This is a genomic window from Streptomyces sp. NPDC058470 (genome assembly GCF_042721055.1).
GTDB lineage: Bacteria > Actinomycetota > Actinomycetes > Streptomycetales > Streptomycetaceae > Streptomyces.
Genome location: NZ_JBHXMF010000076.1, coordinates 1 through 24,787, shown reverse-complemented (window position 1 = coordinate 24,787; position 24,787 = coordinate 1). Strand labels below are relative to the sequence as shown.

The window sequence follows — 24,787 nt, the reverse complement described above, 5'->3', positions numbered from 1 at the left end:
GGGGTTGGGCAGTAGCCGGAACGGCTCTAGGACTCCTTACGCCACTTGGCGTCAGGGGAAGTCAGCTTGGCCACCAGGACGCGCGACAGAAAGCGAACGGGAGCTTCATCCGGCTTCACCAGGTGAGCGTGTTCACGGTGAGCCCATACCGTCCAGCCAGGGCCGCTCATGCCGAGGTCGTGTGCGACGGCTACCGCGTCATCAGGGTCTGTGGTCAGTCCATCGCAGTACCGGCAGACGTGCAGTGTTGGTGCCGACTGAGCGCATCTACGCCGACAAGAAGACCGGTACCGACTTTGAGCGTGAGGGTCTGGCCTCTGTCCTCTCCCAACTCCGTGCCGGTGACGTCCTGTACGTGGCTTCCCTGGACAGGCTCGGGCGCACCATGCACAAGGTGCTCGCTCTCGTCGCAGATCTGAGGGAGAAGGGGATTCACCTGGTGATCGGGGGAGTGACGACCATTGACACCCGCGTAGGTGGTCCGGCTACCGATATGGCTCTTCTGATGCTTGGTACGTTCGCTGAGATGGAGCTGATCCACCAGCGTGAGCGCCGCGCCTCTGCGCGTGCCTCTCGTGAGTCCAGCGGGAAGACTTGGGGGCGTCCCAGGGAGATTGACCGTACGGCCGTCCTGGAAGACCTGGAAGCCGGTATGAGGGTCATGAAGGTTGCGGCCAAGCATGGGATTGGTCGGGCAACGGTCTTCCGTATCAAGGGGGAAGCCAAGGAGAGCTAAGCCCCTCAGGCTCCCTGCACCACTTTGAGCCTCTGTCGATACAGGCAGGGGCTCGGTGTCGTTTTAAGGCATGTCTCCCTGGAGAGACCCCCGGTAGGCTGTCACGACGGCAGTTCAAAGGCGTCCGGGTCCAGTCCGGGAGTGATCGAGGGAGCGTGTGCTTTGCCGACTGGCAAGGTCAAGTGGTTCAACAGCGAGAAGGGCTTCGGCTTTCTCTCCCGCGACGACGGCGGCGACGTCTTCGTTCATTCCTCGGTCCTGCCCGCCGGAGTCGAAGTCCTCAAGCCCGGCCAGCGCGTGGAGTTCGGTGTCGTCGCCGGCCAGCGCGGCGACCAGGCGCTTTCGGTGGTCCTTCTGGACCCGACTCCTTCCGTGGCGGTCGCTCAGCGCCGCAAGCCCGACGAACTGGCGTCCATCGTCCAGGATCTGACGACCCTTCTCGAAAACATCACGCCCATGCTGGAGAGGGGCCGTTACCCCGACAAGGCCTCCGGCAGCCAGATCGCGGGCCTGCTGCGAGCGGTCGCCGACCAGCTCGACGTATAACCCGAATCGCATCGCCGACCCATATCCGCATCCACGCGAACAAGCGAAGTTCGGCGGGATCTACGGGAAGTTCAGCGCGTTCGGGCCGAGGGGCGGTACCAGCCCCTCGGCCGCCGCGCGTGTCAGCAGCCCCCTGATCGCCGCGTATCCGTCGTCGCCGAGATCGGCCGTGAACTCGTTCACGTACAGGCCGATGTGCTGGTCGGCGACGGCGGGGTCCATTTCCTGGGCGTGTTCCAGGACGTAGGGGCGGGAGATCTCCGGGTCGTCCCAGGCCATCCGGACCGACGTACGGGCCGCCGCGGCGAGCGCGGTCAGCCGTTCCTCGCCCAGTGAGCGCTTGGCGATGATCGCGCCCAGCGGGATGGGCAGGCCGGTCGTCCGCTCCCAGTGCTCGCCCATGTCGGCGAGCTTGTGCAGCCCGTAGTTCTGGTACGTGAAACGCGCCTCGTGGATGACGAGTCCCGCGTCGACCTTCCCGTCCCGTACGGCGGGCATGATCTCGTGGAACGGCATGACCACGACCTCGCCGACCCCGCCGGGCAGCGTGTCCGCGGCCCACAGGCGGAACAGCAGATACGCCGTCGACCGCTCGCTCGGCACGGCGACCGTACGGCCCGTGAGGTCCGTGTCGGCCTCCCGGGTGAGCACCAGGGGCCCGCAGCCCCGGCCGAGCGCGCCTCCGCAGGGCAGCAGCGCGTACGCGTCGAGGACGTACGGCAGCACGGCGTACGACACCTTCAGCACGTCGAACTCGCCGCGCTCGGCCATGCCGTTGGTGATGTCGATGTCCGCGAAGGTGACGTCGAGCGCGGGCGCGCCCGGCACCCGGTCGTGGGCCCAGGCGTCGAAGACGAAGGTGTCGTTCGGGCAGGGCGAGTACGCGATCTTCAGGGGCTCAGGCAGCTTCTCAGGGCTCATGTGGGTTCCAACTCTCCAGTACGGGCGCGAGCTTCGCGAAGGCCTCGGTGAGGGCCGTGAGCGCCTCGCCGATGCGCCAGGCGGCGCGGTCGCGCGGGCCGACGGGGTTGGAGACCGCACGCAGCTCCAGTACGGGCACGCCGTGTGCGACGGCGGCCTCGGCGACCCCGAAGCCCTCCATCGCCTCGGCGAGGGCGCGGGGGTGGCGGGCGCGCAGTTCGGCGGCGCGGGCGGCGCTGCCGGTGACCGTGGAAACGGTCAGGACCGTTCCGGCGCGGCCCCCCGTGGCGGTCACGAGGTCTCGTACGAGTGACGGTGGCGGACGGTGGCTGACGACGCCGAAGCCGAGTCCGGTGACGGACACGAAGCCGTCGGCGGTCTCGGCGCCCAGGTCCGCCACCGTGATCTCGTCGGCGACGACGAGGGAGCCGAGGGGCGCGTCGGGCTGGAAACCGCCGGCGATACCCGTGGAGATGACGAGGTCGTACGGGGTGTCCGCCAGGGCGGCCGCGGTGAGGGCGGTCGCGGTCGACGCGGCGGCGAGGGCGGGACCGACGCCGGCGGCGAGCAGGTCGTGGGCACCGGCCCGGTGGAGGGTTGCCCCGGGGAGCTGGAACTCAAAGAGGGGGGACTGGTGCGCGAACGCCCGTGCCACCGCGTCCCGTTCGGCCGGGACGGCGGTGGCTACGAGGACATGTGCCGCGGGTACGGAGGACGTGGTCAGGAGTCCTTCTTGAGGGTGAAGGACCACAGACCGGTGACCGTCGTGTCGCCCTCCTTGATGGAGACGAGTGTGGAGTCGCCGCTCGCGCCGTACTGGGCGTTGAAGAACACGCTGCCGGGGATCGTGCGGTACGTCTTCTTGCTGGAGTCGGTCAGCGGCTGACCGTTCATCAGGATCGTCCAGCCCTTGTCGGCGATGTCGGGGTCCACACCGAACCGCACGGTCTCGTCGGGGTCGACCGTGATGGACTTGATGTCCTTGGCCTTGAGGCACTTGGCCAGTTCATCGGCCTTCACCTCCTTGCCGTCGTTGTAGCAGTCGGTCTCGGAGCTCACCGAGTTGTCGCCGACCGTGATGGTGGCCAGCGGCGTCGGCTTGTCACAGGCGGACAGGGCGAGAAGTCCGGCGGATACGGCTCCGACGGCGGCGACGGCGCGACGGCGGCGCGCGGCGCTGAATCCAGAGGTCATGGGCGAAGGTTATCCGGCACGTCCACCGGTCCCCCCACGTGGGGTACGGCGTGCCGCGACCGGTGGATCTCGGCGCGGCTATTCCACGCGTCGCCGTGCGGGGCCCCCGTGCCGGGCCGTCCCGATCAGCCCCCGCACGGTGGTGAGCCAGCCGGTGGCGACGATCGCGGCCGCCACGGAGAGGCCGAGCGTGCCGTTCAGAGGCAGCGCCATGCCGATGCCGCCGCCGATGACCCAGGCCATCTGCAAGATCGTCTCAGAGCGCGCGAAGGCCGACGTACGGACGAGTTCGGGTACGTCCCGCTGGATCAGCGCGTCCAGGGACAGCTTGGCGAGTGCCTGCGCGAAACCGGCGACCGCGGCCAGACAGGCCACCAGGACCGCGCCGAAGAACACCGCGGCGATGATCGCGGCCGCCAGCACGAACGCGACGACCGTCACGATGATGATCTCCGGAGCGCGCGATTTCAGCCAAGCTCCGACCGCCGTGCCGAGCGCGTTGCCCGCGCCCGCGGAGACGCCCACTATCGCCAGCGAGGCCGCCGCGCTCGCCCCGGCCAGCGGGTGCTCGCGCATCAGGAAGGCGAGGAAGAAGATCAGGAAGCCGGAGAGGCAGCGCAGGGCGGCGTTCGCCGCGAGGGCGTGCGTGACGGCGGTGCCGACGGTACGCAGCCCGGGGCGCGGGACCTTCTTCAGATGCGGCCCGTGCAGATGCTCCGGGTCCGCCGCGAGCAGCGCCTTGTCCTCGCCCTTGGCCGAGTCGACCTTCGGCGGCAGCGAGAACGACAGGAACATCCCCGCGATGAAGATCACGAAGGCGCCGTAGAGCGGATAGCGCGGGCCGAGCGCCTGCAGCCCCGCCCCGATCGGTGCGGCCACACCGGTGGCGAGCAGCCCGCCGAGGGTGACCCGGGAGTTGGCCTTCACCAGGGAGAACCCCGGTGGCAGCAGTCGTGGCACGACGGCGCTGCGCACCACCCCGTACGCCTTCGACGACACCAGCACGCCCAGCGCGGCGGGGTACAGCTCGATGCCACCGGTCACCACCGCGCCGGACAGCAGCAGCGCGAGGAAGGCCCGGGCGAGCATCGCGCCCGCCATCGCGGCGCGCCGACCGTGCGGCAGGCGGTCCAGGAGCGGGCCGATCACGGGGGCGAGGAGGGTGAAGGGCGCCATGGTGACGGCGAGGTAGAGCGCGACGCGGCCGCGGGCCTCGTCCGTGGGCACCGAGAAGAAGACGGTGGAGGCGAGCGCGACGGTGATCATGACGTCTCCCGCGCCGTTCACGCCGTGCAGCTCGATCAGTTTTCCCAGGCCCGACTCGCCCGCGCCGTGCGCGTGCGTCGCCTTGCGGATGCCGCGTGCCGTTCCCGTCACCGGGAAGTGCAGGGCACGACCGAGCGCACGGACGGACCCGCTCACCCGGGTCGATCCGCCACCTCGGCTGCTCCCCTTGGAGTCACCGATCCCGGTGGCTCCATGGGGCGACCTTGCGGCTGCCACCCCGTCATAGTGCCCCGAGATGGCGGTGCGTAGTGCGGTTACCGCGCGTATGGGGGCCGAGTGGGGTGGGGTGGGGGCGCCTGGAGCGGTTGGGTTTTCCGGTGCTTTCCAGCCGACCGAGACGGGTGGGCGGGTGGGAAATATCGGCGCGGAGCGGCGGGGAAACGGTCGCGGAGCGGCGGGAGGCTGGGGCCGCGGAGCGGCGAAAAACCCGGCGCGGAGCGCCGAAGAGGCCCGCCGGTGTGGGCCCAGGGGCCAGGAGAAGGTAGCGTGCGTAGCGCGCCAGTGGCGATTGTTCTCGGCCGCGCGCCTCTCGGTCATCCCGCAGAATGGATGGCGTAGGTGCGCCCGAGTGCGATCGGGCGCGGACGTCGACGCGGTCCCCTGGTCCGCTCCGTCCGCACCCCCGCCGTGGAATGGCGCACCCGTGAGACGGCGTAGGAGAGAAGCGATACCTGTGAGCGCAGCGACCACGCGAAGCCGCACCCCCGACCGCCTGTGCGCCGAGGCGGTCGACCTCGCCCGTGCCGCCGCCGAGGAGGCCGCCGCACCCGGCGTCGTCGGCGAGCATGTGGAAATCGTCTCCGAAGGTGACCGAGTCGTCACGCACTTCTTCGAGTGCAAGGAGATGGGCTACCGCGGCTGGCGCTGGGCCGTGACCGTCGCCCGCGCCTCCCGCGCGAAGCTCGTCACCCTCGATGAGACCGTGCTGCTGCCCGGCCCCGACTCCCTCCTCGCCCCCGAGTGGGTGCCGTGGAGCGAGCGGCTGCGCCCCGGTGACCTCGGTCCCGGTGACCTGCTGCCCACGGACGCCGAGGATCTGCGCCTGGAGCCGGGTTACACCGGTGAGGACGAGCCCCCGCCGAACTCGCCCCTCTCCGAGGAGATGGCCGAGCTGGTGGAGGCGGAGGACGCCGAGGTCTCGGGTGTGACGCCCGCGGGCCTGCTCCTCGCGCCGATGCGCGGTTCGATCGCGTCGGTCGCCGAGGAGCTGGGGCTGCGCCGTGCGCGTGTCCTCTCCCGGTACGGGCTGCATGTCGCGGCGGACCGCTGGGAGGAGTCGTACGGGCCGAAGACGCCCATGGCGCAGGCCGCGCCGGCGGCGTGCGTCAGCTGCGGGTTCCTCAACCGGATCGGGGGCTCGCTCGGTCAGGCGTTCGGGGTCTGCGCGAACGAGTTCTCACCGGCCGACGGTCACGTCGTCTCCCTCGCCTACGGCTGCGGCGGCCACTCGGAGGCCGCGGTCATGCCCGCACCACCGCGTCCGGCGCCGCACGTGATCGACGAAACCCGGGTGGACCCGTTCCCGCTGCGCCCGGCGGCGGACTCGGGGTCGGTATCGGAGGCCTCGGACGAGGCTGCGGCAGAGTTGGGACACTCGTAGGTCAGGGGACGCGGCAGAGGTTCAGAATCCCAGGCAGGCGATCTGAACGACGTAGACGCGTTCGCTGCGCACGACGACCTGGTATGTGAACATGCCGCCCGGCACGATGATGTTGCCGCCCTTCGGATCGACGCCTTGGTGGGACCGGCCGTGGATATGGACGGCTTCGAAGGCTCTGACCAGCTCATCCGCCTTTCTCTCCACTCTGGCGAGGAAGTCGGCCGGAGCGGTGCGGGCGGCTTCTTCCGCGCCGAAGGCGTACTCCCATTTCCAACTCAACCGCGCACTGCCTTCATGGCTTCGTCCAGCACAGCGCTCAGCTCCCGCAGGGCTTCCCCAGCGATGGCAGGGTCCTGGTGTTCCAGCGTGCTCTGCGCGCGGGCGAGACGAGAGGAAAGACCGGGGCGGCGGGCGATCTCGATATCCCTGGCCCACATCAGGACCCAGCTCTGCACCGGGCTCAGGGACTGCCACTCGACAGCCTGTGCAAAGGCTACGTCCTTCGTGGCCTGCATCTCCTCCAAGCGGCCCGGGGCAACGACGGTCAAGGCCGCGCGCAGGGCGTCAGGGGTCTGCGCGGGGCGGGGAATCAGCTCGCGTCCGTGGTCGGCCAGTGTGCTCATGGTGTCCTCCAGGAGTGCCCTGCCCAGGCTATCCGGCCGGGGCGGCGGCGAAGAGGGCTCCTCGGTGGCGGGAACGGCAAGGATCACCATGCTAGGCGGCCTCCGGGAGATCGGATCGGCAGTGGTGGCAGCGGCCGGGAGTGGGGGAGCGGAACGCGTGGTCGCAGCCGTCGCAGTTCTGGAGCGGGTGCCGTACGTCCGGGGGTGGGGCCGGGGCCCGGAACGGCGGCGGTGGCGGTGGCAGTTGGGCGGTCAGGCGGTGAGCGAGGAAGGCCGCCGGGCGGCGTAGGTCCTCGGGCGGCAGGTCCGCTGTCAGGGCGTGGCGTACGGCGGTGGGGGTGAGGTCGCGCTCCAGCCAGGCGGCGACGCCGGGGGCGAGGTGTTCGGCATCGGTCGTGGAGAGGAGGAGGCGGGGGTCCTGGCGGCGGAGGCCGGAGAGGAGGTCGGTCGCCTGCTGGAGGAGCGTGGGGGCGGGGTAGGCGGGCTGGGGGACGGGTGGGAGTTTCTTACGTGGTGGGGTGGCGTCCGGGCGTCGACGCGGTGGCTTGGGGGTGTCGGCGGCCTGGTCGCGGTGTCCGGGCCGGTTGCAGGACACGGTCCGGGTGACGATGCGGCCGCCGGGAACGCGTTCGCGGGTGCGCCGCAGGTAACCGTGGGCTTCCAACTCCCGCAGGGCGGCGGCGATACGGGCCGGGCTCTCCGGGAAGCGGGCCGCGAGGGTCCTGATGTCGGCGGAGGCGCCGGTGGGGAGGGACTGGATGTGGACGGCCAGTCCGATCGCCAGGCCGGAGAGTTCCGGATGCTGGGCGAGGTGGTTGCCGATCACCGTGAAGCGGGTGGTGTGGCGGGCGTTGTCGTGAATCACTCCGGAGTGGGGGCGATTCCTGGCCCGAGTACGGGACTGGGGGCGCGCGGGGGCGCTAGGGTTTTGCGTGTCCATCGGGAAGCGATCTCTTCCTTGGTGGTCAGGCCCTCGCATTGGGATGCCAGTCCCGGCGAGGGCCGTCGTATGTCCGCGGTTGTCTGAGGCTGTCCGCGGTGGTCTTTAGCTTGTCGCGCTGAGCGTAGGGCAGGCAACCGGTCCCGAATCCAGCTGAGTTGGCGATGTTCACTCGCGCGAGTGAGTTTGCGCTGCGGGCGGGAGGGGTGGGGCTTGGTGAGGGTTCTTTCTCCCCAGTGGTTCTTGGGAAAGACCGCCCATGTCACCGGAGCTCAGAGGACTGGGCCTCGGTGGTGACGGGGACGGGAGGGTGACTTCGGCCCATACGGTCTTGCGAGGGTGCGGACCGGTGTTCGTGCCCCAGCGGTCTGCGAGGGCGTCCACGATGAGCAGCCCCCGGCCCGATTCCGCGTCGGCGGCGAGGCGTTGAGCGTGCGGGGCGCGGTCGCCCCTCGTGTCCGTGACCTCGATACGGAGGGTGTCGCCGACGACGTAGAGCGTGAGCCGGAAGTCCCGGCCCGGGACCCGGCCGTGCGTGACCGCGTTCGCCGCCAGCTCCGCCACGATGTGCTCCGCCGGATCCAACGGGAGTTCCCAGTCGCGGAGTTGTTCCGTGGCGAGCAGGCGGGCGAGTCGGGCTCCGCGTGGTGTGGGGGACAGCGGCACGCTGAAGTTGCGGATGAGGGTGGAGGTTTCCTGGTTCACGTCACTCAGCGTGGCCGTGCGCGCCTACCGTGAACAGTGACGACGCCGATGCGTACGGTGACTGTCCGGAGCTTGTCCGGTGGTGTCCGGGCTGTCGGGGGCGGGCGTAGGGGTAGGGGCGTTGCGGCACGGTCGTACGACGGAGGGGTGCGGGATGTCGGTGGACGCGGGTGCGGGTCGGCTCAGGACCGAGGCGGACGAGCCGGGTTGGGAGGTGGATCCCGACGACGAGTGGGGAGTCGCGGTCATCGCCACGGTGGGGCGGCAGCTCAAGCTGCGGCGCGAGGCGGTGGGGATGCGGGCCGCCGAGTTCGGGGAGGCGGTCGGGTACGGCGAGGATCTCGTCTACAAGATCGAGGGAGGGAAGCGGATCCCTCGGCAGGAGTATCTGGACAGGGCGGACGAGGTGTTGGGGGCGGGTGGGCTGATCTCGGCGACGTGGGAGGACGTCAAGAGGGTCCGGTATCCGAAGAAGGTGCGGGAGTTGGGCAAGTTGGAGGCCATGGCGGTCGAGATCGGCGTGTACGAGTGCAACATCATCGCTGGACTGTTGCAGACGCCGGATCACGCGCGGACCGTGATCGAGGCAGCACAGCCGCCGTACTCGCCGGACGACGTGGAACGCATGGTGGCTGCTCGCCTGGCCCGACAATCCGTCTTCGAACGAGACCCGGCTCCTTCTATCCACTTCGTCCTGGAGGAGGCGCCGCTGCGTCGACGGGTCGGGGGCACAATGGTGTGGCGGCAGCAGCTCGAACGTCTGTTGGAGGTAGGGCGGTTGCGCAATGTCACGCTTCAGGTCATGCCGACGAACACCGAAGCCCATCCCGGGTTGGACGGCAGGATCGAGTTGTTGAAGTTCCCGGACGGGACAGCAGTGGGGCGAGCTGACGGTGCGTACAGCGGTCGCCCGACTTCAGAACCGAAACAACTCCGCATCCTTGAACTGTGGTATGGCATCATCCGGGCGCAGGCACTCACCCCACGGGAGTCCCTGGTCTTCATCGAGCAATTGCTGGGAGAAACATGATCCGCAAGGCCTCCACCGGGGACGGCTCCGAACTGGCGTGGTTCAAGAGCAGCTACAGCGGCGGTACCCAGGGCGACTCGTGCGTCGAGATCGCGCTGGACTGGTTCAAGAGCAGCTACAGCAGCAGCAGCGAGGGCGACTCCTGCGTGGAGATCGCGGCAGGACCCCGCACCATCCACGTCCGCGACTCCAAGTGCCTCGACACCGGCCCCCAACTCGCCCTCACCCCCCAGGCCTGGGCCGACTTCGTGCCGTACGCGTCCCGGGGTTCCCGGATCTGACCTGCGCACTCCGGCCCGGACGCGTTCACAGCGACCGGATATAACATCCCCCGCCCTCATACGTCTGCCATGCAGGGCCTTGAAAGCGGGGGAGTTGCGATGAGCGACGGGATCGAGCGGGAGTACCGCGGGCGGCGGGTTGTGCCGACGGTGTACGTCAGCCTGGTGGCCGTGGCGGTGGTGGCCGCCATCGGAGTGCTGAACGCGACGACGCTGTCCGGACAGAAGGCCTCGGACGTGATGTTCCCGGCGCTCTGGCTGTTCGGCGGTGCCCGGGTGGCCCTGGACCAGTGGCGGGCGCGGACGTTCGTCACGGCCGACCGGGTCACCGCCCGAGGGCCGTTGCGCACCCGCACCTGGGCCTGGACCGAGATCTACGGCATCCGGGTCGAGAACAGCAGGTGGGGCAGCCCCCACTGGCCGGCGTATCTCTACCGCACCGACGGGCGCCGGGTTCGCCTCCCCCACCTCGACGAGCTTCAGCTGGACGACCCGATCGCCGAGGCCGCCGACCTGTGCGCCACTGCCGTAGGGCTCGGGCTCACGTCCTTTGAGACGCGGCCCGAGGTGGAGGAGCGTATCCGGCGAGGGGCGCGAGGGCGCACGGCGTGGCAGCGGGCGTCGGGCGTCAGCGTGGTCGTCGTGGTCGCCCTGGTCGTCCGCGACTTCTGGATGATTTTCACCGACCGGCCCACGCTCTCCTTCCTGCTCCTCCTGGGCATCCCCCTCCTTTGCCTCCCCGTCTTCTTCCTCCTCCTGGACCGCTTCGGCGAGGCCCTCGCCGCCCGGCGTTCCCCAGGTCACGCCTAGCCTTCGCCGGGCGGCTCGACCTCGGCATGGGCTGGCGGGGCGCCCGCCGCCGCCTCGCGGTACCTTCATCGTCACGCCGATGAGGAGAGCCACAGTGAGCAAGTTCGTGCGGCCCGCAGCCCAGGGTGCCGACCCGTTCGGGACCGCCCGTCTCAGAAGGGGTGTGCTGGACGCCTGGGCGACCAGCCCCGCACGGTTCCGCGAGGACGCCAACGCCGAGGAGGACCTCGTACTCGGCGGGTACCGCGACCGCCTGGTCGTGGAGCTCGCCCAGAACGCGGCCGACGCCGCGGCGAGGGCCCAGGTACCCGGCCGCCTCCGGCTCACCCTGCGCGACGGCGTACTCGTCGCGGCCAACACCGGCGCCCCTCTCGACGCGACGGGCGTCGAGTCGCTCTCCACGCTCCGCGCCTCCGCGAAGCGGGACGCCGACGACACGGCGGTCGGCCGCTTCGGCGTCGGCTTCGCCGCGGTTCTCGCGGTGACCGACGAGCCGGCGGTGGTGGGCCGGCACGGCGGCGTCCGCTGGTCCCTCGCCGAGTCCCGCGACCTGGCCTCGGAGACCGCGCGCCACAGCCCAGGACTGGGTGACGAAGTCCGTCGCCGGGACGGTCATGTGCCCCTGCTCCGGCTGCCGTTCGCCGCCGAGGGCACGGCCCCGGACCCGTACGACACCGCCGTGATCCTCCCGCTGCGGGACCCCGCCGCGCAGGATCTCGCCGAGCGGCTTCTCCAGAACGTCGACGACGCGCTGCTTCTCGCGCTGCCCGGCCTCGAAGAGGTCGTCGTCGAGACCGGCGACGGCGAGGTGCGCACCCTGCGCCGCCGCGCCGACGAGCACGGCGTCGTCATCGAGGACTCCCGCGACGGCACCACCCGCTGGCGTACCGTCTTCCGCCACGGTGCCCTCGAACCCGCGCTGCTCGCCGACCGTCCGGTGGAGGAACGGCTGCGCCCGCACTGGTCGGTGACCTGGGCCGTCCCCGTGGACGCCGAAGGCGCTCCGGCCAAGCCCCGCACCAGCCCCGTCGTGCACGCGCCCACGCCGAGCGACGAACCCCTGGGCGTCCCCGCGCTGTTGATCGCCTCGCTGCCGCTCGACACCACCCGCCGTCACGCGGCCCCCGGCCCCCTCACCGCCTTCATCGTGGAGCGCGCGGCGGACGCGTACGCCGAACTGCTCGCCGCCTGGAGCCCGGTGGCCACGGGGATCATCGACCTCGTGCCGGGCCCGCTCGGCAAGGGCGAACTGGACGGCTCCCTGCGGCAGGCGATCCTGGAGCGGCTGCCGCGCACCGCGTTCCTGCCGCCCGCGGCCCCGCCGGACACCGCCGTCCCGGAGACCCCCCTCGACTGGCCCGAGGCCGGTACCGGCACCGGCCTCGCGGAGAACCCCGTCGCGCTGCGTCCCCGTGACGCCGAGGTCGTCGAGGGCGCCGGCGCCGACACCGTCCGGGTACTCGCCGAGGTGCTGCCCAGCCTGCTGCCCGCCGGGCTTGAACGCCGGGCGGAACTGCGGACATTGGGTGTCGCCCGGGTCCCGCTCACCGAGGCCGTGGACCGGCTGGCGGGCCTGGAGAAGGACCCGGGCTGGTGGCGGCGGCTGTACGACAGCCTCTCCGGCGTCGACCCCGACCGGCTCTCCGGGCTGCCCGTGCCGCTCGCTGACGGGCGTACGACCATAGGGCCACGGCAGGTCCTGCTGCCCCTCGCCGACGACGCCCAGGCCGCCGCCCCCGACACCCTCGCCCGGCTCGGTCTCAAGGTCGCCCACCCGGACGCCGCCCACCCGCTCCTGGAGAAGCTGGGCGCCCTCCCGGCCACCCCCCGCGCGGTCCTCACCACCCCGCAGGTGCGCGCCGCCGTAGCGGCCTCGCTGGATGACGACGGTGGCAGTTGGGACGAGGACGCCCCGGACGCCGAGGAGTTGGCCGACACCGTCCTCGCGCTGGTCCGCGCCGCCGGTCTCGAACCTGGTGACGAGCCCTGGCTCGGCGCCCTCGCGCTCCCCGACGAGGAGGGCGAGCTGGTGCCCGCGGGCGAACTGGTCCTGCCCGGCAGTCCGTTCGCCCAGGTCATGCGCGAGGACGAACTCGCCTTCGTCGACGCCGAGTTGGCCGATCGCTGGGGCGAGCAGCCGCTGGCCGCCTGTGGCGTCCTCGCCAACTTCACCCTCGTACGCGCCACCGATGTGGTCCTGGACCCGGACGAACTGGAGCCGCGCGACTCCGACTTCGCGGAGCCCGACGACGCGGGTCTGCTCGACGCTGTCGACGTGTGGTGCGAGGACGTCCTGGACCGGCTGCCCGACACGCCCGTGCCGCCCGTCGCCACCGAGATCGTCGCCGTACGGGACCTGGATCTCGTCGACGACGACCGCTGGCCGCAGGCCCTCGCCCTGCTGTCGCAGCCGCCGCTGCGGGACGCGCTCACCCAACCGGTGCGGCTGCTGCTGCCGGACGGGACGCACGAGATCGTACGGTCGTACACGGCTTGGTGGTTGCGCGGTAACCCCGTCCTGGACGGGCGTCGCCCGGCCGGGCTGCGGTCCGCGGGCGGCGACCCGCTGCTGCACGGTCTCTACGACGCCGCCGACGCGAGCGGTTTCGAGGACGAGCAGGTCCTGCGGGCGCTGGGCGTACGGACCTCGGTGGCCGCCCTCCTCGACGAACCCGGCGGTGCGGCCGAGCTCCTGGAGCGCCTCGCCGACCCGGACCGCGAGGTCTCCGGCGCCCAACTGCACGCCCTCTACGGTGCCTTGGCCGAGCTCGACCCCGAGCAGGTCACCCTGCCGGACGAGCTGCGGGCCGTGGTCGACGGGCAGGTGACCGTCGTGGACGCGGCCGACGCCATGGTCGTGGACTCACCCGACCTGCTGCCCTTCACCAGCGGTGTGCCGCTTCTGCCGGTACGGCCTGCGCGGGCCGCCGAACTCGCCGAGCTGTTCCAGGTGCGGCGGCTGAGCGAGTCGGTGACGGGCGAGGTCGACTCCGAGGGAGCCGAGCACGACGTACCGGCGTCGGTGCGGGTGCTGCTCGGTCCCGCCACCCCGGCGTCGTACGTCGAGCACGAGGAGCTCGTCGTCGACGGCGTCGAGCTGGACTGGCTCCGTACCCGGGACGGGGTGCTGCACGCCGCCACCGTGGAGGGTGTCGCCGCCGCCCTCGCCTGGGCGGCCGGCCAGTGGCCGCGCCGCTTCGAGGTCGCGGCCCTCCTGGAGGACCCGTCCCGGACGGAGGAGCTGGAGCGGGACCGCTGGTTCGACTGAGAGCCGTGGTGCGTGAGTGAAACGCGTACTCAAATAAAATTCACAGAATCGTACAACCTTTCACTTCTGTCTCACGTCTGTTCTGTGGGGTCACCAGGCTCCGCAGAACTGATCGGGCGCAGCGGGAGCCGCAGAACCGCGCGCCCCATCTTCAACGTGGGGAACACACATGCGCATTCGTGCCTCTGTCGCCGTCGTGACCGGCGCTCTGGCCCTGTCCGCCCTCGCCGTTCCGGCGGCTCAGGCGGACGACAGCAACCCCGTCTCCGCCTTCGCGAAGAGCGTCGAGCCCAACGCGGCGGTCGGCCCGGCCGACTACGTCGACGGAGACACCACGATCTCGAACGTGGTGGTGAACGGCGGCAAGGCCATCGTTCTCGGCGCGACCACGAAGAAGACCGTCACGGTCAGCTTCACCGCCAAGGACGACTCGGGAATCGAGTGGGCGACCGCGATCCTGTGGCACGGTTCGACCTTCGCCAACATCGACGGCGGCGCGGTGCCCAACGAGGAGGAGGCCGTCTGCACGACGGTCAACGCGACGACCTCCACCTGCAAGCACACCTTCACCATTGACGCGCGGTACGACCTGCTGAACAAGTTCGCAGGCGGCTGGAAGGTCTGGGCGCTCGCCCAGGGCAAGGACGCCGACTCCGTCCAGAAGGACAACGTCAAGGGCTTCAACCTCCAGCGCGCCTCGCAGCTGACGGTCAACGCCGCGCCGGAGCCGGTGAAGAAGGGCAAGACCATCACGGTCACCGGGAAGCTGACGCGTGCCGACTGGGAGACGAACAAGTACGCGGGTCTGAGTGGTCAGTCGGTGGTTCTGCAGTTCCGTAAGGCCGGTACCACGACGTACAAGAACGTCAAGACCATCAAGTCGACCTCGGGCGGCGCGCTGAAGACCACGGTGAAGGCCTCGGTCGACGGCTACTACCGCTTCACCTACGCGGGCGTCTCGACCGTCGGGACCTCCACCGCCACGGGTGACTACATCGACGTCAAGTAGTCGACCAGTGTGAAGTTCTAGTGCCCTGCTAACGGCTCCCGGGTTTCCCCCGGGGGCCGTTGGTCATTCGTGGGCAAAATCAGTCTCATCCGTACAACCAATCGCACCCCGCCACGCATCTGATCATGTGAGTCAACAGACTCCGACATCACATGGGCCCCAGGTGTGAAACGAGCCGTAAGGACGACCACCGGCGGGCCCCTTTCTCCACTTGGGGATCGCATGCGCATCAGAGCCACCGTGGCCGCCGTCTCCGGCGCCCTGGCCCTCTCCGCCCTCGCCGTACCCGGCGCGCAGGCAGCCGACTCCGGCTCCGCCTCCACCTACCGCGCGGACGCCGCCAAGGTGCGGGAGGCCGCCCACGCTGCCGCCACCTCCGGCAAGAGCGCGTTCAGCACCTCCGCCGCCGCCGTGGACGAGCCGTACGCCCTCGACGTCACCTTCTCCAACATCAAGGTGAACAAGGGCAAGCCGATCGTCGTCGGCGCCACGACCCACGTCACCATCCCGGTCACGTACACCCTGACCCACGCCGCCGACGTCGACATCACCGCCGCCGACTTCCTCAACGGCCCTTACATCTACAGGGGTTCGTTCGACACGCCGGACAACTTCCAGTTCGGCGACGACCCGGGCACCTGCACCCCCACCTCGTCGACCGTCGCCTCCTGCGTGGCCGACATCGACATCTACGCCAACGAGGGCTACCTGGTCAACTCGGACGCCGGCACCTGGAAGGCCGCCGGCCTGGCCTACGCGTACAACGGTCAGGACCCGTCGAGCACCAGCTTCGACATCACCAAGGTCGGCGTCGCCGACCAGGGCGGCTTCACCTCTCCCAACGTGCAGCGGCAGTCGAAGCTGACGGTCAACGCCGCGCCGGAGCCGGTGAAGAAGGGCAAGACCATCACGGTCACCGGGAAGCTGACGCGTGCCGACTGGGAGACGAACAAGTACGCGGGTCTGAGTGGTCAGTCGGTGGTTCTGCAGTTCCGTAAGGCCGGTACCACGACGTACAAGAACGTCAAGACCATCAAGTCGACCTCGGGCGGCGCGCTGAAGACCACGGTGAAGGCCTCGGTCGACGGCTACTACCGCTTCACCTACGCGGGCGTCTCGACCGTCGGGACCTCCACCGCCACGGGTGACTACATCGACGTGAAGTAGGCAGCACCGCGGTTACGCGGGAAAGCGGCGGTCGACCCACCTCCAGGTGAGCTCCAGGGCGACCGCCGCCACCGCCGCGATACCCACCGCGATCCACGGCATCGTCACCCCGACCAGCTTCAGCGCGAAGAAGTTCTGCAGCCACGGCACGACGAGCACCAGCAGGAACGCCCCGCCCATGGTCGCGACCAGGGCGATCCGCCACCAGGTGTAGGGCCTGGCGACGATCGCCAGCACCCACATCGAGATCAGGAAGAGCGTCAGCGTCGCGGCGCTCGTCTCCGCGGCCAACGCGCCGGTCCCGGTGTAGTGGTGACGGGCGATCAGGTAGCTGACGAAGGTGGCCACCGCCGCGATCACGCCCCCGGGGATCGAGTACCGCATCACCCGCCGGACGAAATTGGGCCTCGCTCGCTCCTTGTTGGGGGCGAGAGCGAGGAAGAACGCCGGGACACCGATCGTCAGGGTGGACAGCAGGGTCAAGTGGCGTGGCAGGAAGGGGTATTCGACCTGCCAGCACACCACCAGGATGGCCAGCAGCACCGAGTAGACCGTCTTCACCAGGAAGAGCGTCGCGACCCGGGTGATGTTCCCGATGACCCGTCGGCCCTCCGCGACCACCGAAGGCAGCGTCGCGAAGCTGTTGTTGAGCAGCACGATCTGCGCCACGGCGCGGGTCGCCTCGGAGCCCGAGCCCATGCTGACCCCGATGTCGGCGTCCTTCAGGGCCAGTACGTCGTTCACGCCGTCGCCGGTCATCGCCACGGTGTGCCCGTTCGACTGCAGCGCGCCCACCATGTCCCGCTTCTGCTGCGGGGTGACCCGCCCGAACACCGTGCCCTTGTCCAGGGACTTCGCCATCTCCGCCTGATCGGTGGGCAGTTGGCGTGCGTCCACGACCGAGCCGCTGAGCCCGAGCTTCCCGGCCACCGCGCCCACCGACACCGCGTTGTCGCCGGAGATGACCTTGGCCTGGACGTTCTGCTCGGCGAAGTACCGCAGGGTGTCCGCCGCGTCCGGGCGCAGCCGCTGTTCCAGGACGATCAGGGCGGTGGGCTTCGCGCCCTCCGTGACGGCGGGATCGTCGAGCTCCTTCATGGCCCGGGTGAGCAGCAGCACCCGTAGCCCCGCCTCGTTCAGCCGCTCGGTCTCGGCGAGCGCCGGATCCCCGCCGGACAGCAGTACGTCCGGGGCGCCGAGCAGCCAGGTACTCGCCTCGCCGTTTCCCTCGCTGAACGTCGCCCCGCTGTACTTGCGGGCCGAGGAGAAAGGCAGCGACTCCGTGCAGCGCCAGTCCTCGCTGTCCGGGTAGGCGTCGATGATCGCCTTCAGGGACGCGTTCGGCCGTGGGTCCGACTCACCGAGCGAGCCGAGGACCTTCCGTACGTAACTCTCGTCGCTGCCGCCCAGCGGGCGCACCTCGGTGACGTCCATGCCGCCCTCGGTGAGCGTGCCCGTCTTGTCGAGGCAGACGGTGTCGACGCGGGCAAGCCCCTCGATGGCGGGCAACTCCTGCACCAGGCACTGCTGCCGGCCGAGCCGGATGACTCCGATCGCGAAGGCGACGGAGGTGAGGAGGACCAGACCCTCCGGGACCATCGGGACGATCCCGCCGACCGTCCGGGCGACTGAGCCCTTGAAGTCGTTCTGCTTGACCACCAGTTGGGTGATGACCAGGCCGATCGCGCTCGGGATCATCATCCACGTCACGTACTTGAGGATCGTGGAGATACCCGTCCGCAGCTCGGACTGGACGAGCGTGAACCGCGACGCCTCCTCGGCGAGCTGCGCCGCGTACGCCTCCCGGCCCACCTTCGTCGCCGTGAACGCGCCGCCGCCCGCGACCACGAAGCTGCCCGACATCACCTCGTCGCCGGGCTGCTTGACCACCGGGTCGGCCTCGCCGGTGAGCAGCGACTCGTCGATCTCCAGGCCGTCGGCCTCGACGCACGCGCCGTCGACGACGATCTTGTCCCCCGGCCCGATCTCGATCAGGTCCCCGAGCACGATCTGTGACGTACTGACCTCGGCGCCGACCCCGTCCCTGCGGACGGTCGGTTTCGCCTCGCCGATCACCGCGAGCGAGTCCAGGGTCTTCTTGGCCCGCCACTCCTGGATGATGCCGATCCCGGTGTTGGCGAGGATGACGTACCCGAACAGACTGTCCTGGAACGGCGCCACGAACAGCATGACCAGCCAGAGCACACCGATGATCGCGTTGAACCGGGTGAAGACGTTCGCCCGGACGATCTCCCGGACGGAGCGACTGCTGCGTACGGGGACGTCGTTCACCTCACCGCGCGCCACCCGCCGGGCCACCTCGGAGGCGGACAGCCCCTGCGCCCGCCCGGAGGGGGAGGCAGGTAGGGGCACGGGGTGAACGGGATCGAGTTCAGCGCCCGCGTCGATGTGCGTCATGCATTCGACGGTACGTGCGGATATACGGCTTCACCCGCCGAGCGCCCCAAAGATCCGACCAGGGGAGGACGGGGGGTGGCGGTGAATGATGCCGTGGTTGTAGGCGGGGGCGGTTACTCCGTAGGGGAGTCGGTGCCGGCTTGCTCCGTGGGGGAGTCGGCAGCGGCTTGCCGGGTGGGGGAGTCGGCGGTTGCCTACTCAGTGGGGGAGTCGGCGGCAGCCTTGAGTGCTGTGTCCCGCTTGAGGGCCGCCTCGCGTCCGCGGACGTACCAGATGCCGATCAGTCCGAGACCCGCGCCGACCAGGCACGTCCACACCCACCAGGTGTGCCCGTGGTCGTCGAACCAGCCGTAGAACGGCAGCTGTACGAGGAAGAGGGCGAACCAGAGAATCGTGAGGCCGGTGATGGTGGCGACGACGGGCCCCTCCAGGGGCTCCGGCGCCTCGTGCTTGGGGGTCCACTTCGCCATGGGGACAGCTTACGAGCACCCCGCACGGGTCTCCGCGCAGGTCGGCGCCGACCTTGTATACCAAGGGCCCCTGCATGGTCTACGCGCGGAGATGGCGATTAAGGACTCATATGTTCATACTGAAACCGCCCGAGTCTGGCTCTTTCTGTTCGTACGAAACACCAACGGAAACACCCAGGAAACCCGCCGGTGATCACGCAGCGGCCAGACTCGATCAAGTTCCCAGCCCGGCGCCGTCCCGCCCGGCGCCCACCGGCCCCGTAGGGCCCCCGCACGTATGAGGTCACGCATGTCCACCTCGGCCCTCACCAAGGCCCCCACCCCGGAGCAGCCGGAGCCCCGGCCCGGGCAGGGCGCACTGGACCGCTACTTCAAGATCTCCGAGCGGGGCAGCACGCTGCCGCGCGAGATCCGTGGCGGGTTCGCCACCTTCTTCGCGATGGCCTACATCATCGTGCTGAACCCGATCATCCTCGGCAGCGCGAAGGACATGTACGGGCACCAGCTGGACAACGGGCAGCTGGTCACCGCGACCGCGCTGACCGCGGCGTTCACCACGCTCCTCATGGGTGTCATCGGCAACGTGCCGATCGCGCTGGCCGCCGGTCTGGGCGTGAACACGGTCGTCGCGCTCCAGCTCGCCCCGCGGATGTCCTGGCCGGACGCCATGGGCATGGTGGTCCTCGCAGGCATCGTCGTCATGCTCCTGGTCGCCACCGGGCTGCGTGAGCGCGTGATGAACGCCGTGCCGCTGGGCCTGCGCAAGGCCATCGCGATCGGTATCGGCCTGTTCATCATGCTGATCGGCCTGGTCGACTCCGGCTTCGTCTCGCGCATCCCGGACATCGCGCAGACCACCGTCCCGCTCCAGCTCGGCGCCGACGGTCACCTCAACGGCTGGCCCGTCCTGATCTTCGTCCTCGGTGTGCTGCTCACACTCGCGCTGATGGTCCGCAAGGTGTCCGGCGCGATCCTCATCTCGATCGTCACGATGACCGTCCTCGCGGTGATCATCAACGCCGTCGCCGCCGTCCCGTCCTGGGGTCTGACCACCCCGGAGTGGCCCGGCAACCCGGTCGCGACCCCCGACTTCGGGCTCGTCGGCAAGGTCAGCCTCTTCGGCGGCTTCGGCAAGGTCGGTGTGCTGACCGGCGTCCTCTTCGTCTTCACCGTGTTGCTGTCGTGCTTCTTCGACGCGATGGGCACGATCATGGGCGTCAGCGACGAGGCAAAGCTGACCGACGCCCAGGGCAACATGCCCGGCATCAGCAGGGTCCTCTTCGTCGACGGCATCGCGGTCGCCGCGGGCGGCGCCACCTCCTCCTCGGCCACCACCTGCTTCGTGGAGTCCACGGCAGGCGTCGGCGAGGGCGCCCGCACCGGCTTCGCCAACGTCGTCACCGGCGCGCTCTTCGCCGTCGCGCTCTTCCTGACCCCCGTCGCCACCATGGTCCCGTCCCAGGCGGCAACCCCCGCGCTGCTCGCGGTCGGCTTCATGATCCTGGCGGGGTCGATCAAGGAGATCGACTGGGCGGACCACACGATCGCCATCCCGGCCTTCATCACGATGGTGATGATGCCGTTCACCTACTCGATCACGAACGGCATCGGTATGGGCTTCATCACCTTCGTGGTGCTGCGCCTGGTGGCGGGACGCGGCCGTGACGTCCCGGTCGCGATGTATGTGGTGGCGGCGGTGTTCGGGTTCTACTACCTGATGCCGGCGCTGGGGCTGACGTGAGCAGCCGTACGAGGGCCGCTCACGTGACCCCGTAGAACTTCTCCGTCTCCTCGACCGCGGTCTGGAACCGCTCGTCGAAGTCGTCGCGAACGAGCGTCCGGACCACATAGTCCTGGACGCTCATTCCGCGTTTGGCGGCGTGGTGTCGGAGCCGGTTGAGCAGCTCCCCGTCTATCCGCAGGCTGAGCACGCTGGTCCCCATGGAGTCGAGGGTCGCGTTCCCCGGTGGGGTGAGGGGTCACTTTCCGGATCTGGATCACTCATATGAGTGACGTAAAGATTCAGTTTCCGGTTTCGCGGGCACCCGGGTGGTCTTTAGGGAGAGTAATGAGTTACGCTAAGGAACATGCCTGACCTTGCCCATGGCGACGACGCTGCCGCTGTGAACTCCCTCCGCTCCGCAGTCATGCGGTTGTCGCGCCGACTCAAGCACCAACGGGTCGACGAGTCGCTGAGCCCCACCGAGATCTCGGTGCTCGGCACCCTCGCCCGCTGTGGCAACGCCACGCCGGGTGAACTCGCTCGCAAAGAGCATGTGCAGCCGCCGTCGATGACCCGCATCGTCGCGCTGCTCGAAGCCAAGGGACTGGTCAGGCTGGAGCCGCACCCCGACGACCGGCGACAGAAGGTCGTCACGCAGACCGACAAGGCCGAGGCCATGCTCGAAGAGGCCCGCCGCAAGCGGAACGCGTGGCTGGCCGGCCTGGCCGAGGGCCTGGACGAGGACGAGTGGGCCAAGCTCCGCGCGGCCGCTCCCGTCCTGGAGAAGCTCGCACAGATTTGAATCGCAGCCGCGGCGGTGGCGGTGGTGGCACACGACGCTGTGCAACGCCGTCCACCGTCTCAGGACGACGCCAGCCGTCCGTATATCCCTACGCCTAGGAGGCGAGCCCTTTTGAGTTCGGGACCCGGAGCAGACTCCGCCCCCGCACCAGCCACCCACGACTCCCTGCCCACCCCACACCCCCCCTCGTCGATGTTCAGCTCGCTGAAGGTCCGCAACTACCGCCTGTTCTTCATGGGCCAGGTCGTTTCCAACACCGGCACCTGGATGCAGCGCATCGCTCAGGACTGGCTGGTGCTGAGCCTGACCGGCTCGTCCGCCGCGGTCGGTATCACCACCGCGCTGCAGTTCCTGCCGATGCTGCTGTTCGGGCTGTACGGAGGCGTTCTCGTCGACCGCCTGCGCAAGCGCCCGACCCTGCTGGCCACCCAGGCGGCCATGGGCGTCACCGGCCTCGCGCTCGCCTTCCTCACCCTCTCCGGCCACGTCCAGGTCTGGCACGTCTACCTGGCCGCCTTCGTCGCCGGCCTCGTCACGGTCCTCGACAACCCGGCCCGCCAGTCGTTCGTTTCCGAGATGGTCGGCCCGGAGCAGCTGCAGAACGCGGTCAGCCTGAACTCCGCCAACTTCCAGTCCGCCCGCCTGGTCGGCCCCGCCGTCGCGGGTGTGCTGATCACCGGCGTCGGTACCGGCTGGGCGTTCCTCTTCAACGGCCTGTCGTTCGTGGCCCCCGTCGCGGGCCTGCTGCTGATGCGCACCCGCGACCTGCACATGGTCAAGCGCGCCCCACGCGCCAAGGGCCAGCTCCGCGAGGGACTCCACTACGTCGCAGGCCGCCCCGAGCTGCTCTGGCCGATCGTCCTCGTCGGCTTCATCGGCACCTTCGGCTTCAACTTCCCGGTCTGGCTCTCGGCCTACGCGGACGACATCTTCCACGCGGGCGCCGGCGCGTACAGCCTGTTCAACATCCTGATGGCGGTCGGCTCCCTGGCCGGCGCGCTGCTCGCCGCCCGCCGCGGCACGGCCCGGCTGCGCGTCCTGATCGCCGCGGCGGTGGCCTTCGGTGTCCTGGAGGTGGTGGCGTCCGTGGCCCCCTCGCTCTGGCTCTTCGCCCTTCTCATGGTCCCGATCGGCGTCTTCGGCATGACGGTCAACGTCACCGCCAACACCTCGGTCCAGATGGCCACCGACCCCGCCATGCGCGGCCGCGTCATGGCCCTGTTCATGATGGTCTTCATGGGCGGTACGCCGCTGGGGGCGCCCCTCGTCGGCTGGGTCACCGACGCCTACGGCCCGCGCATCGGCTTCGCCCTCGGCGGACTGATCTCGACGCTCTCCGCGATCACCATCGGCCTGGTCCTGGCCCGCCTCGGCGGCCTTCGCCTCTCCCTCGGCTGGAACCGCGGTCATCCCCACGTCCGCTTCGTGGCGAAGGAGCAGCGGGAGCCGCTGACCGCGGCGGTGTGACGGGCCTCGTCCGGCCGAGCGCGGCGGTGTGACGGGCCGTACGCGACGGCTCAGGTGATCAGTCGTATGCGCTCCAGGGCCAGTTGGAACGCCGTCGGGCTGACGCTGAACGCCCCGCTGAAGGGGTAGTTGAACTCGTACACGATGAGGAGCATCACGCCCACGGTGAAGGTGAGGGAGAAGACCACGCCCGCGTGGGCGCGCAGGCTCTCCATGCCGAAGAGGTAGACGAAGCCGATGGTGACGAGGGCGCCGAGGAGCAGGGCGATCCACAGGAGGCTGGGGACCCCGGCGCTCGCCGCCTCGTTCACCCGCTCTCGTCGCGCGTCGCCGAGCTGCGCCACGGCTTCCAGCGCGCCCGCGTAACGGACCTCGTCCGCGCCCGTCCGCGGCTCCTGCGTGTTGATCGTCTCCCGGATCTCGGTGAACTGCCGCCAGGCCGCCGGGTCGTCGCGCTGATCCGCCAGCAGCGGCCACTCGTCGTCGATCACCGTGCCGGTGTACCGCTCGGTGAGGGTGCCCAGCCGGGCGCGGTCGGGCTGCGGGAGCGTACGGCTGTACCAGGCGATCTGCAGCAGCGCGTTCGTCTCCGTGTACGTGTTCTTGTGCGCCTGCGAGCGGGTCTCCCACACCCCGACGACGACCATCGCGAGCACGACCGCGTAGATCACCCCGACCTGCGCGTAGACGAACCCCACCGCGTCGTTGTTGGGCCTCCGCTTCTCCAGCGGCACCGCCCGCGCGATGCCGAACACTCCCGCCGTCGCCACCGCCGAGCCGGCCAGAAGCAGCAGCATTCCGAGCACAGGCATGTGGACGTCCCCCCGGTAGACGCACTTACCTCCATCGTCCAGGAGGGTCGCCGGATGATCCATTCCCTGGAAGGGTGACGTCATGAGACTCTTCGCGGCCGTGCTGCCGCCGGCGGGCGTGGTGAGTGAACTCGGCTCGGTGGTCGATGAGTTGCGGGGGCCGGCGGGGGCGGATGGGGTGCGGCAGCTTCCGGGTGCGGACGGGCTGCGGTGGACGGGTCGCCCGGGGTGGCACTTCACGCTCGCGTTCTACGGCGAGGTGGCCGAGGACGCGATGGCGGACCTCTCGGAACGGCTGGCGCGCGCGGCCCGTCGCACCGCCCCCTTCGCCCTCTCCCTGCGCGGTGGCGGCCGCTTCGGCGGGCGGGTGCTGTGGGCGGGGGCGTCGGGTGACGTCCGCACGCTGCGCCTCCTCGCCGACCGTGCGGAGGCGGCGGCCAGGAAGGCGGGCATCCCGATGGAGGACCACCGCCGCTACCGGCCCCACCTCACGGTGGCCCGCAGCCGCTCCGACACCGACTTCGAGGTGTACGTCACCGCCCTGGACGCCTTCGCCGGGCGCGAGTGGACGGTGGGGGAGCTGTGTCTCGTACGGAGCGAGCTGCCGAAGTCGGGGGTGCCGGGGGAGCAGCCCCGCTACGAGACGGTGGCACGGTGGCCGCTCGGGGCAGGCGCCTGAGGCTGCCCCGCTCGGGCCCGATAGCCTCGACCTCGTGGACCCCAAGACTCGTAACCGGATCATGGCCGGCGTGCTCGTGCTGATGTTCGTCGTGGTGGCGCTGGCGGCGGTGGTCGGCCAGTAGCCGACCTGCCGCCGCCCTCCGTGTTGTGCGTGGTGCCCTCGTGGGCTACCAGGCGAAGGCCTCCGGAGACGGCCCCGGACCCGGGAAGATCTCGTCGAGCGAGGTCAGCAGCTCCTCGCTCAGCTCCAGCTCGACGGCGCGCAGCGCGGACTCAAGCTGTTCGGCGGTGCGCGGG

The 24,787-nt window shown here is 69.9% G+C and carries 25 protein-coding genes and 1 pseudogene; 13 read left to right on the top strand and 13 right to left on the bottom strand.

Annotated elements, in window-relative coordinates; all coding sequences use genetic code 11:
- Positions 1-250: 250 nt before the first annotated feature.
- Positions 251-736, top strand: a complete 486-nt coding sequence (locus ACFWP7_RS37620; protein ID WP_384391420.1) for a recombinase family protein — start codon at positions 251-253, stop codon at positions 734-736.
- 162 nt (positions 737-898) lie between these two features.
- Positions 899-1,282, top strand: a complete 384-nt coding sequence (locus tag ACFWP7_RS37615; RefSeq protein WP_384391417.1) for a cold-shock protein — start codon at positions 899-901, stop codon at positions 1,280-1,282.
- Between the two features lie 60 nt (positions 1,283-1,342).
- On the opposite strand, the gene ACFWP7_RS37610 is transcribed toward ACFWP7_RS37615, so the two are convergent.
- The 4 genes from ACFWP7_RS37610 to ACFWP7_RS37595 form a co-directional block, all read right to left on the bottom strand.
- Complete coding sequence (locus ACFWP7_RS37610; RefSeq protein ID WP_384391415.1) at positions 1,343-2,203, bottom strand: 1,4-dihydroxy-6-naphthoate synthase; 861 nt, start codon at positions 2,201-2,203, stop codon at positions 1,343-1,345.
- Positions 2,193-2,954 carry a futalosine hydrolase gene (locus ACFWP7_RS37605; protein WP_384391412.1) on the bottom strand — a complete coding sequence of 254 codons (762 nt, stop codon included), beginning with the start codon at positions 2,952-2,954 and terminating at the stop codon, positions 2,193-2,195. The genes ACFWP7_RS37610 and ACFWP7_RS37605 overlap by 11 nt, the downstream gene beginning before the upstream one ends.
- Positions 2,924-3,397 (bottom strand): DUF2771 domain-containing protein, encoded by a 474-nt coding sequence (locus ACFWP7_RS37600; RefSeq protein ID WP_384391409.1) that lies wholly within the window; start codon positions 3,395-3,397, stop codon positions 2,924-2,926. Before ACFWP7_RS37600 ends, ACFWP7_RS37605 begins: the two co-directional genes overlap by 31 nt.
- A 78-nt stretch (positions 3,398-3,475) precedes the next feature.
- The gene (locus tag ACFWP7_RS37595; RefSeq protein ID WP_384391406.1) at positions 3,476-4,900 is read right to left on the bottom strand and encodes an MFS transporter; all 1,425 of its coding nucleotides are present in this window, start codon (positions 4,898-4,900) and stop codon (positions 3,476-3,478) included.
- Positions 4,901-5,357: 457 nt separating this feature from the next.
- Here ACFWP7_RS37595 and ACFWP7_RS37590 point away from each other — a divergent pair, with 457 nt between their 5' ends.
- Complete coding sequence (locus ACFWP7_RS37590) at positions 5,358-6,284, top strand: DUF3027 domain-containing protein (RefSeq protein ID WP_384391403.1); 927 nt, start codon at positions 5,358-5,360, stop codon at positions 6,282-6,284.
- A 21-nt stretch (positions 6,285-6,305) separates the two neighbouring features.
- Here the strand turns inward: ACFWP7_RS37590 and ACFWP7_RS37585 are convergent, their stop codons facing one another.
- The 4 genes from ACFWP7_RS37585 to ACFWP7_RS37570 all read right to left on the bottom strand — a co-directional run bounded on the left by ACFWP7_RS37585 (position 6,306) and on the right by ACFWP7_RS37570 (position 8,552).
- The gene (locus tag ACFWP7_RS37585) at positions 6,306-6,563 is read right to left on the bottom strand and encodes a hypothetical protein (protein ID WP_384391400.1); all 258 of its coding nucleotides are present in this window, start codon (positions 6,561-6,563) and stop codon (positions 6,306-6,308) included.
- Positions 6,560-6,907, bottom strand: coding sequence for a hypothetical protein (locus ACFWP7_RS37580; RefSeq protein WP_384391398.1), 348 nt, complete (start codon positions 6,905-6,907; stop codon positions 6,560-6,562). The genes ACFWP7_RS37585 and ACFWP7_RS37580 overlap by 4 nt, the downstream gene beginning before the upstream one ends.
- A gap of 91 nt (positions 6,908-6,998) precedes the next feature.
- On the bottom strand, positions 6,999-7,847 hold the full coding sequence (locus ACFWP7_RS37575; protein WP_384391396.1) for a helix-turn-helix domain-containing protein: 849 nt from the start codon (positions 7,845-7,847) through the stop codon (positions 6,999-7,001).
- Between the two features lie 168 nt (positions 7,848-8,015).
- A complete protein-coding gene (locus ACFWP7_RS37570) occupies positions 8,016-8,552 on the bottom strand; it encodes an ATP-binding protein (RefSeq protein ID WP_384391393.1) in 537 nt (178 codons plus the stop codon).
- A gap of 154 nt (positions 8,553-8,706) precedes the next feature.
- Between ACFWP7_RS37570 and ACFWP7_RS37565 the strand changes: the two genes are divergently transcribed.
- From ACFWP7_RS37565 to ACFWP7_RS37540, 6 genes are all read left to right on the top strand, one after another.
- Positions 8,707-9,582 carry a helix-turn-helix domain-containing protein gene (locus ACFWP7_RS37565; protein ID WP_384391390.1) on the top strand — a complete coding sequence of 292 codons (876 nt, stop codon included), beginning with the start codon at positions 8,707-8,709 and terminating at the stop codon, positions 9,580-9,582.
- Positions 9,579-9,863, top strand: coding sequence for a DUF397 domain-containing protein (locus ACFWP7_RS37560; RefSeq protein ID WP_384391387.1), 285 nt, complete (start codon positions 9,579-9,581; stop codon positions 9,861-9,863). The genes ACFWP7_RS37565 and ACFWP7_RS37560 overlap by 4 nt, the downstream gene beginning before the upstream one ends.
- 99 nt (positions 9,864-9,962) lie before the next feature.
- Positions 9,963-10,673, top strand: coding sequence for a PH domain-containing protein (locus ACFWP7_RS37555; RefSeq protein WP_384391385.1), 711 nt, complete (start codon positions 9,963-9,965; stop codon positions 10,671-10,673).
- 94 nt (positions 10,674-10,767) lie between these two features.
- A complete protein-coding gene (locus tag ACFWP7_RS37550) occupies positions 10,768-13,941 on the top strand; it encodes a sacsin N-terminal ATP-binding-like domain-containing protein (RefSeq protein WP_384391383.1) in 3,174 nt (1,057 codons plus the stop codon).
- 169 nt (positions 13,942-14,110) lie between these two features.
- Positions 14,111-14,950 (top strand): DUF5707 domain-containing protein, encoded by an 840-nt coding sequence (locus ACFWP7_RS37545; RefSeq protein WP_384391381.1) that lies wholly within the window; start codon positions 14,111-14,113, stop codon positions 14,948-14,950.
- Between the two features lie 222 nt (positions 14,951-15,172).
- Positions 15,173-16,117 carry a hypothetical protein gene (locus ACFWP7_RS37540; RefSeq protein ID WP_384391378.1) on the top strand — a complete coding sequence of 315 codons (945 nt, stop codon included), beginning with the start codon at positions 15,173-15,175 and terminating at the stop codon, positions 16,115-16,117.
- A gap of 12 nt (positions 16,118-16,129) precedes the next feature.
- Here ACFWP7_RS37540 and ACFWP7_RS37535 read toward each other — a convergent pair whose 3' ends face one another.
- Together ACFWP7_RS37535 and ACFWP7_RS37530 are read right to left on the bottom strand one after the other, a co-directional pair.
- On the bottom strand, positions 16,130-18,535 hold the full coding sequence (locus ACFWP7_RS37535) for an HAD-IC family P-type ATPase (protein ID WP_384391375.1): 2,406 nt from the start codon (positions 18,533-18,535) through the stop codon (positions 16,130-16,132).
- Positions 18,536-18,729: 194 nt separating this feature from the next.
- Entirely contained in the window at positions 18,730-19,005 is a 276-nt protein-coding gene (locus tag ACFWP7_RS37530) for a DUF2530 domain-containing protein (protein WP_384391372.1), read from the bottom strand.
- Between the two features lie 289 nt (positions 19,006-19,294).
- Here ACFWP7_RS37530 and ACFWP7_RS37525 point away from each other — a divergent pair, with 289 nt between their 5' ends.
- Positions 19,295-20,746 carry an NCS2 family permease gene (locus ACFWP7_RS37525; RefSeq protein WP_384391370.1) on the top strand — a complete coding sequence of 484 codons (1,452 nt, stop codon included), beginning with the start codon at positions 19,295-19,297 and terminating at the stop codon, positions 20,744-20,746.
- Between the two features lie 19 nt (positions 20,747-20,765).
- Here the strand turns inward: ACFWP7_RS37525 and ACFWP7_RS37520 are convergent, their stop codons facing one another.
- Positions 20,766-20,948: a ribbon-helix-helix protein, CopG family gene (locus tag ACFWP7_RS37520; RefSeq protein ID WP_365432508.1), complete on the bottom strand. Its 183-nt coding sequence runs from the start codon at positions 20,946-20,948 to the stop codon at positions 20,766-20,768.
- A gap of 144 nt (positions 20,949-21,092) precedes the next feature.
- Here ACFWP7_RS37520 and ACFWP7_RS37515 point away from each other — a divergent pair, with 144 nt between their 5' ends.
- The gene (locus tag ACFWP7_RS37515; RefSeq protein ID WP_365432505.1) at positions 21,093-21,530 is read left to right on the top strand and encodes a MarR family transcriptional regulator; all 438 of its coding nucleotides are present in this window, start codon (positions 21,093-21,095) and stop codon (positions 21,528-21,530) included.
- Between the two features lie 192 nt (positions 21,531-21,722).
- Entirely contained in the window at positions 21,723-22,997 is a 1,275-nt protein-coding gene (locus ACFWP7_RS37510; RefSeq protein ID WP_384391366.1) for an MFS transporter, read from the top strand.
- A 50-nt stretch (positions 22,998-23,047) separates the two neighbouring features.
- On the opposite strand, the gene ACFWP7_RS37505 is transcribed toward ACFWP7_RS37510, so the two are convergent.
- Positions 23,048-23,809 (bottom strand): DUF4239 domain-containing protein, encoded by a 762-nt coding sequence (locus tag ACFWP7_RS37505; RefSeq protein WP_384391363.1) that lies wholly within the window; start codon positions 23,807-23,809, stop codon positions 23,048-23,050.
- Between the two features lie 82 nt (positions 23,810-23,891).
- On the opposite strand from ACFWP7_RS37505, the gene thpR reads away from it, so the two are divergent.
- A complete protein-coding gene (gene thpR, locus ACFWP7_RS37500; RefSeq protein WP_384391361.1) occupies positions 23,892-24,488 on the top strand; it encodes an RNA 2',3'-cyclic phosphodiesterase in 597 nt (198 codons plus the stop codon).
- Between the two features lie 169 nt (positions 24,489-24,657).
- Here thpR and ACFWP7_RS37495 read toward each other — a convergent pair.
- A pseudogene (locus ACFWP7_RS37495) lies at positions 24,658-24,787 on the bottom strand (aldo/keto reductase); the annotation flags it as partial.

What these genes read in the sequence shown, in the direction of transcription:
- ACFWP7_RS37525 (WP_384391370.1), top strand. Translation starts at nt 19,295, where the DNA reads ATGTCCACCTCGGCCCTCACCAAGGCCCCCACCCCGGAGCAGCCGGAG.
- ACFWP7_RS37510 (WP_384391366.1), top strand. Translation starts at nt 21,723, where the DNA reads ATGTTCAGCTCGCTGAAGGTCCGCAACTACCGCCTGTTCTTCATGGGC.
- ACFWP7_RS37575 (WP_384391396.1), bottom strand. Translation starts at nt 7,847, where the DNA reads ATGGACACGCAAAACCCTAGCGCCCCCGCGCGCCCCCAGTCCCGTACT.
- ACFWP7_RS37540 (WP_384391378.1), top strand. Translation starts at nt 15,173, where the DNA reads ATGCGCATCAGAGCCACCGTGGCCGCCGTCTCCGGCGCCCTGGCCCTC.
- ACFWP7_RS37610 (WP_384391415.1), bottom strand. Translation starts at nt 2,203, where the DNA reads ATGAGCCCTGAGAAGCTGCCTGAGCCCCTGAAGATCGCGTACTCGCCC.
- ACFWP7_RS37560 (WP_384391387.1), top strand. Translation starts at nt 9,579, where the DNA reads ATGATCCGCAAGGCCTCCACCGGGGACGGCTCCGAACTGGCGTGGTTC.
- ACFWP7_RS37515 (WP_365432505.1), top strand. Translation starts at nt 21,093, where the DNA reads ATGCCTGACCTTGCCCATGGCGACGACGCTGCCGCTGTGAACTCCCTC.
- ACFWP7_RS37520 (WP_365432508.1), bottom strand. Translation starts at nt 20,948, where the DNA reads ATGGGGACCAGCGTGCTCAGCCTGCGGATAGACGGGGAGCTGCTCAAC.
- ACFWP7_RS37600 (WP_384391409.1), bottom strand. Translation starts at nt 3,397, where the DNA reads ATGACCTCTGGATTCAGCGCCGCGCGCCGCCGTCGCGCCGTCGCCGCC.
- ACFWP7_RS37505 (WP_384391363.1), bottom strand. Translation starts at nt 23,809, where the DNA reads ATGCCTGTGCTCGGAATGCTGCTGCTTCTGGCCGGCTCGGCGGTGGCG.
- ACFWP7_RS37535 (WP_384391375.1), bottom strand. Translation starts at nt 18,535, where the DNA reads ATGACGCACATCGACGCGGGCGCTGAACTCGATCCCGTTCACCCCGTG.
- ACFWP7_RS37555 (WP_384391385.1), top strand. Translation starts at nt 9,963, where the DNA reads ATGAGCGACGGGATCGAGCGGGAGTACCGCGGGCGGCGGGTTGTGCCG.
- thpR (WP_384391361.1), top strand. Translation starts at nt 23,892, where the DNA reads ATGAGACTCTTCGCGGCCGTGCTGCCGCCGGCGGGCGTGGTGAGTGAA.
- ACFWP7_RS37565 (WP_384391390.1), top strand. Translation starts at nt 8,707, where the DNA reads ATGTCGGTGGACGCGGGTGCGGGTCGGCTCAGGACCGAGGCGGACGAG.
- ACFWP7_RS37580 (WP_384391398.1), bottom strand. Translation starts at nt 6,907, where the DNA reads ATGAGCACACTGGCCGACCACGGACGCGAGCTGATTCCCCGCCCCGCG.
- ACFWP7_RS37545 (WP_384391381.1), top strand. Translation starts at nt 14,111, where the DNA reads ATGCGCATTCGTGCCTCTGTCGCCGTCGTGACCGGCGCTCTGGCCCTG.
- ACFWP7_RS37530 (WP_384391372.1), bottom strand. Translation starts at nt 19,005, where the DNA reads ATGGCGAAGTGGACCCCCAAGCACGAGGCGCCGGAGCCCCTGGAGGGG.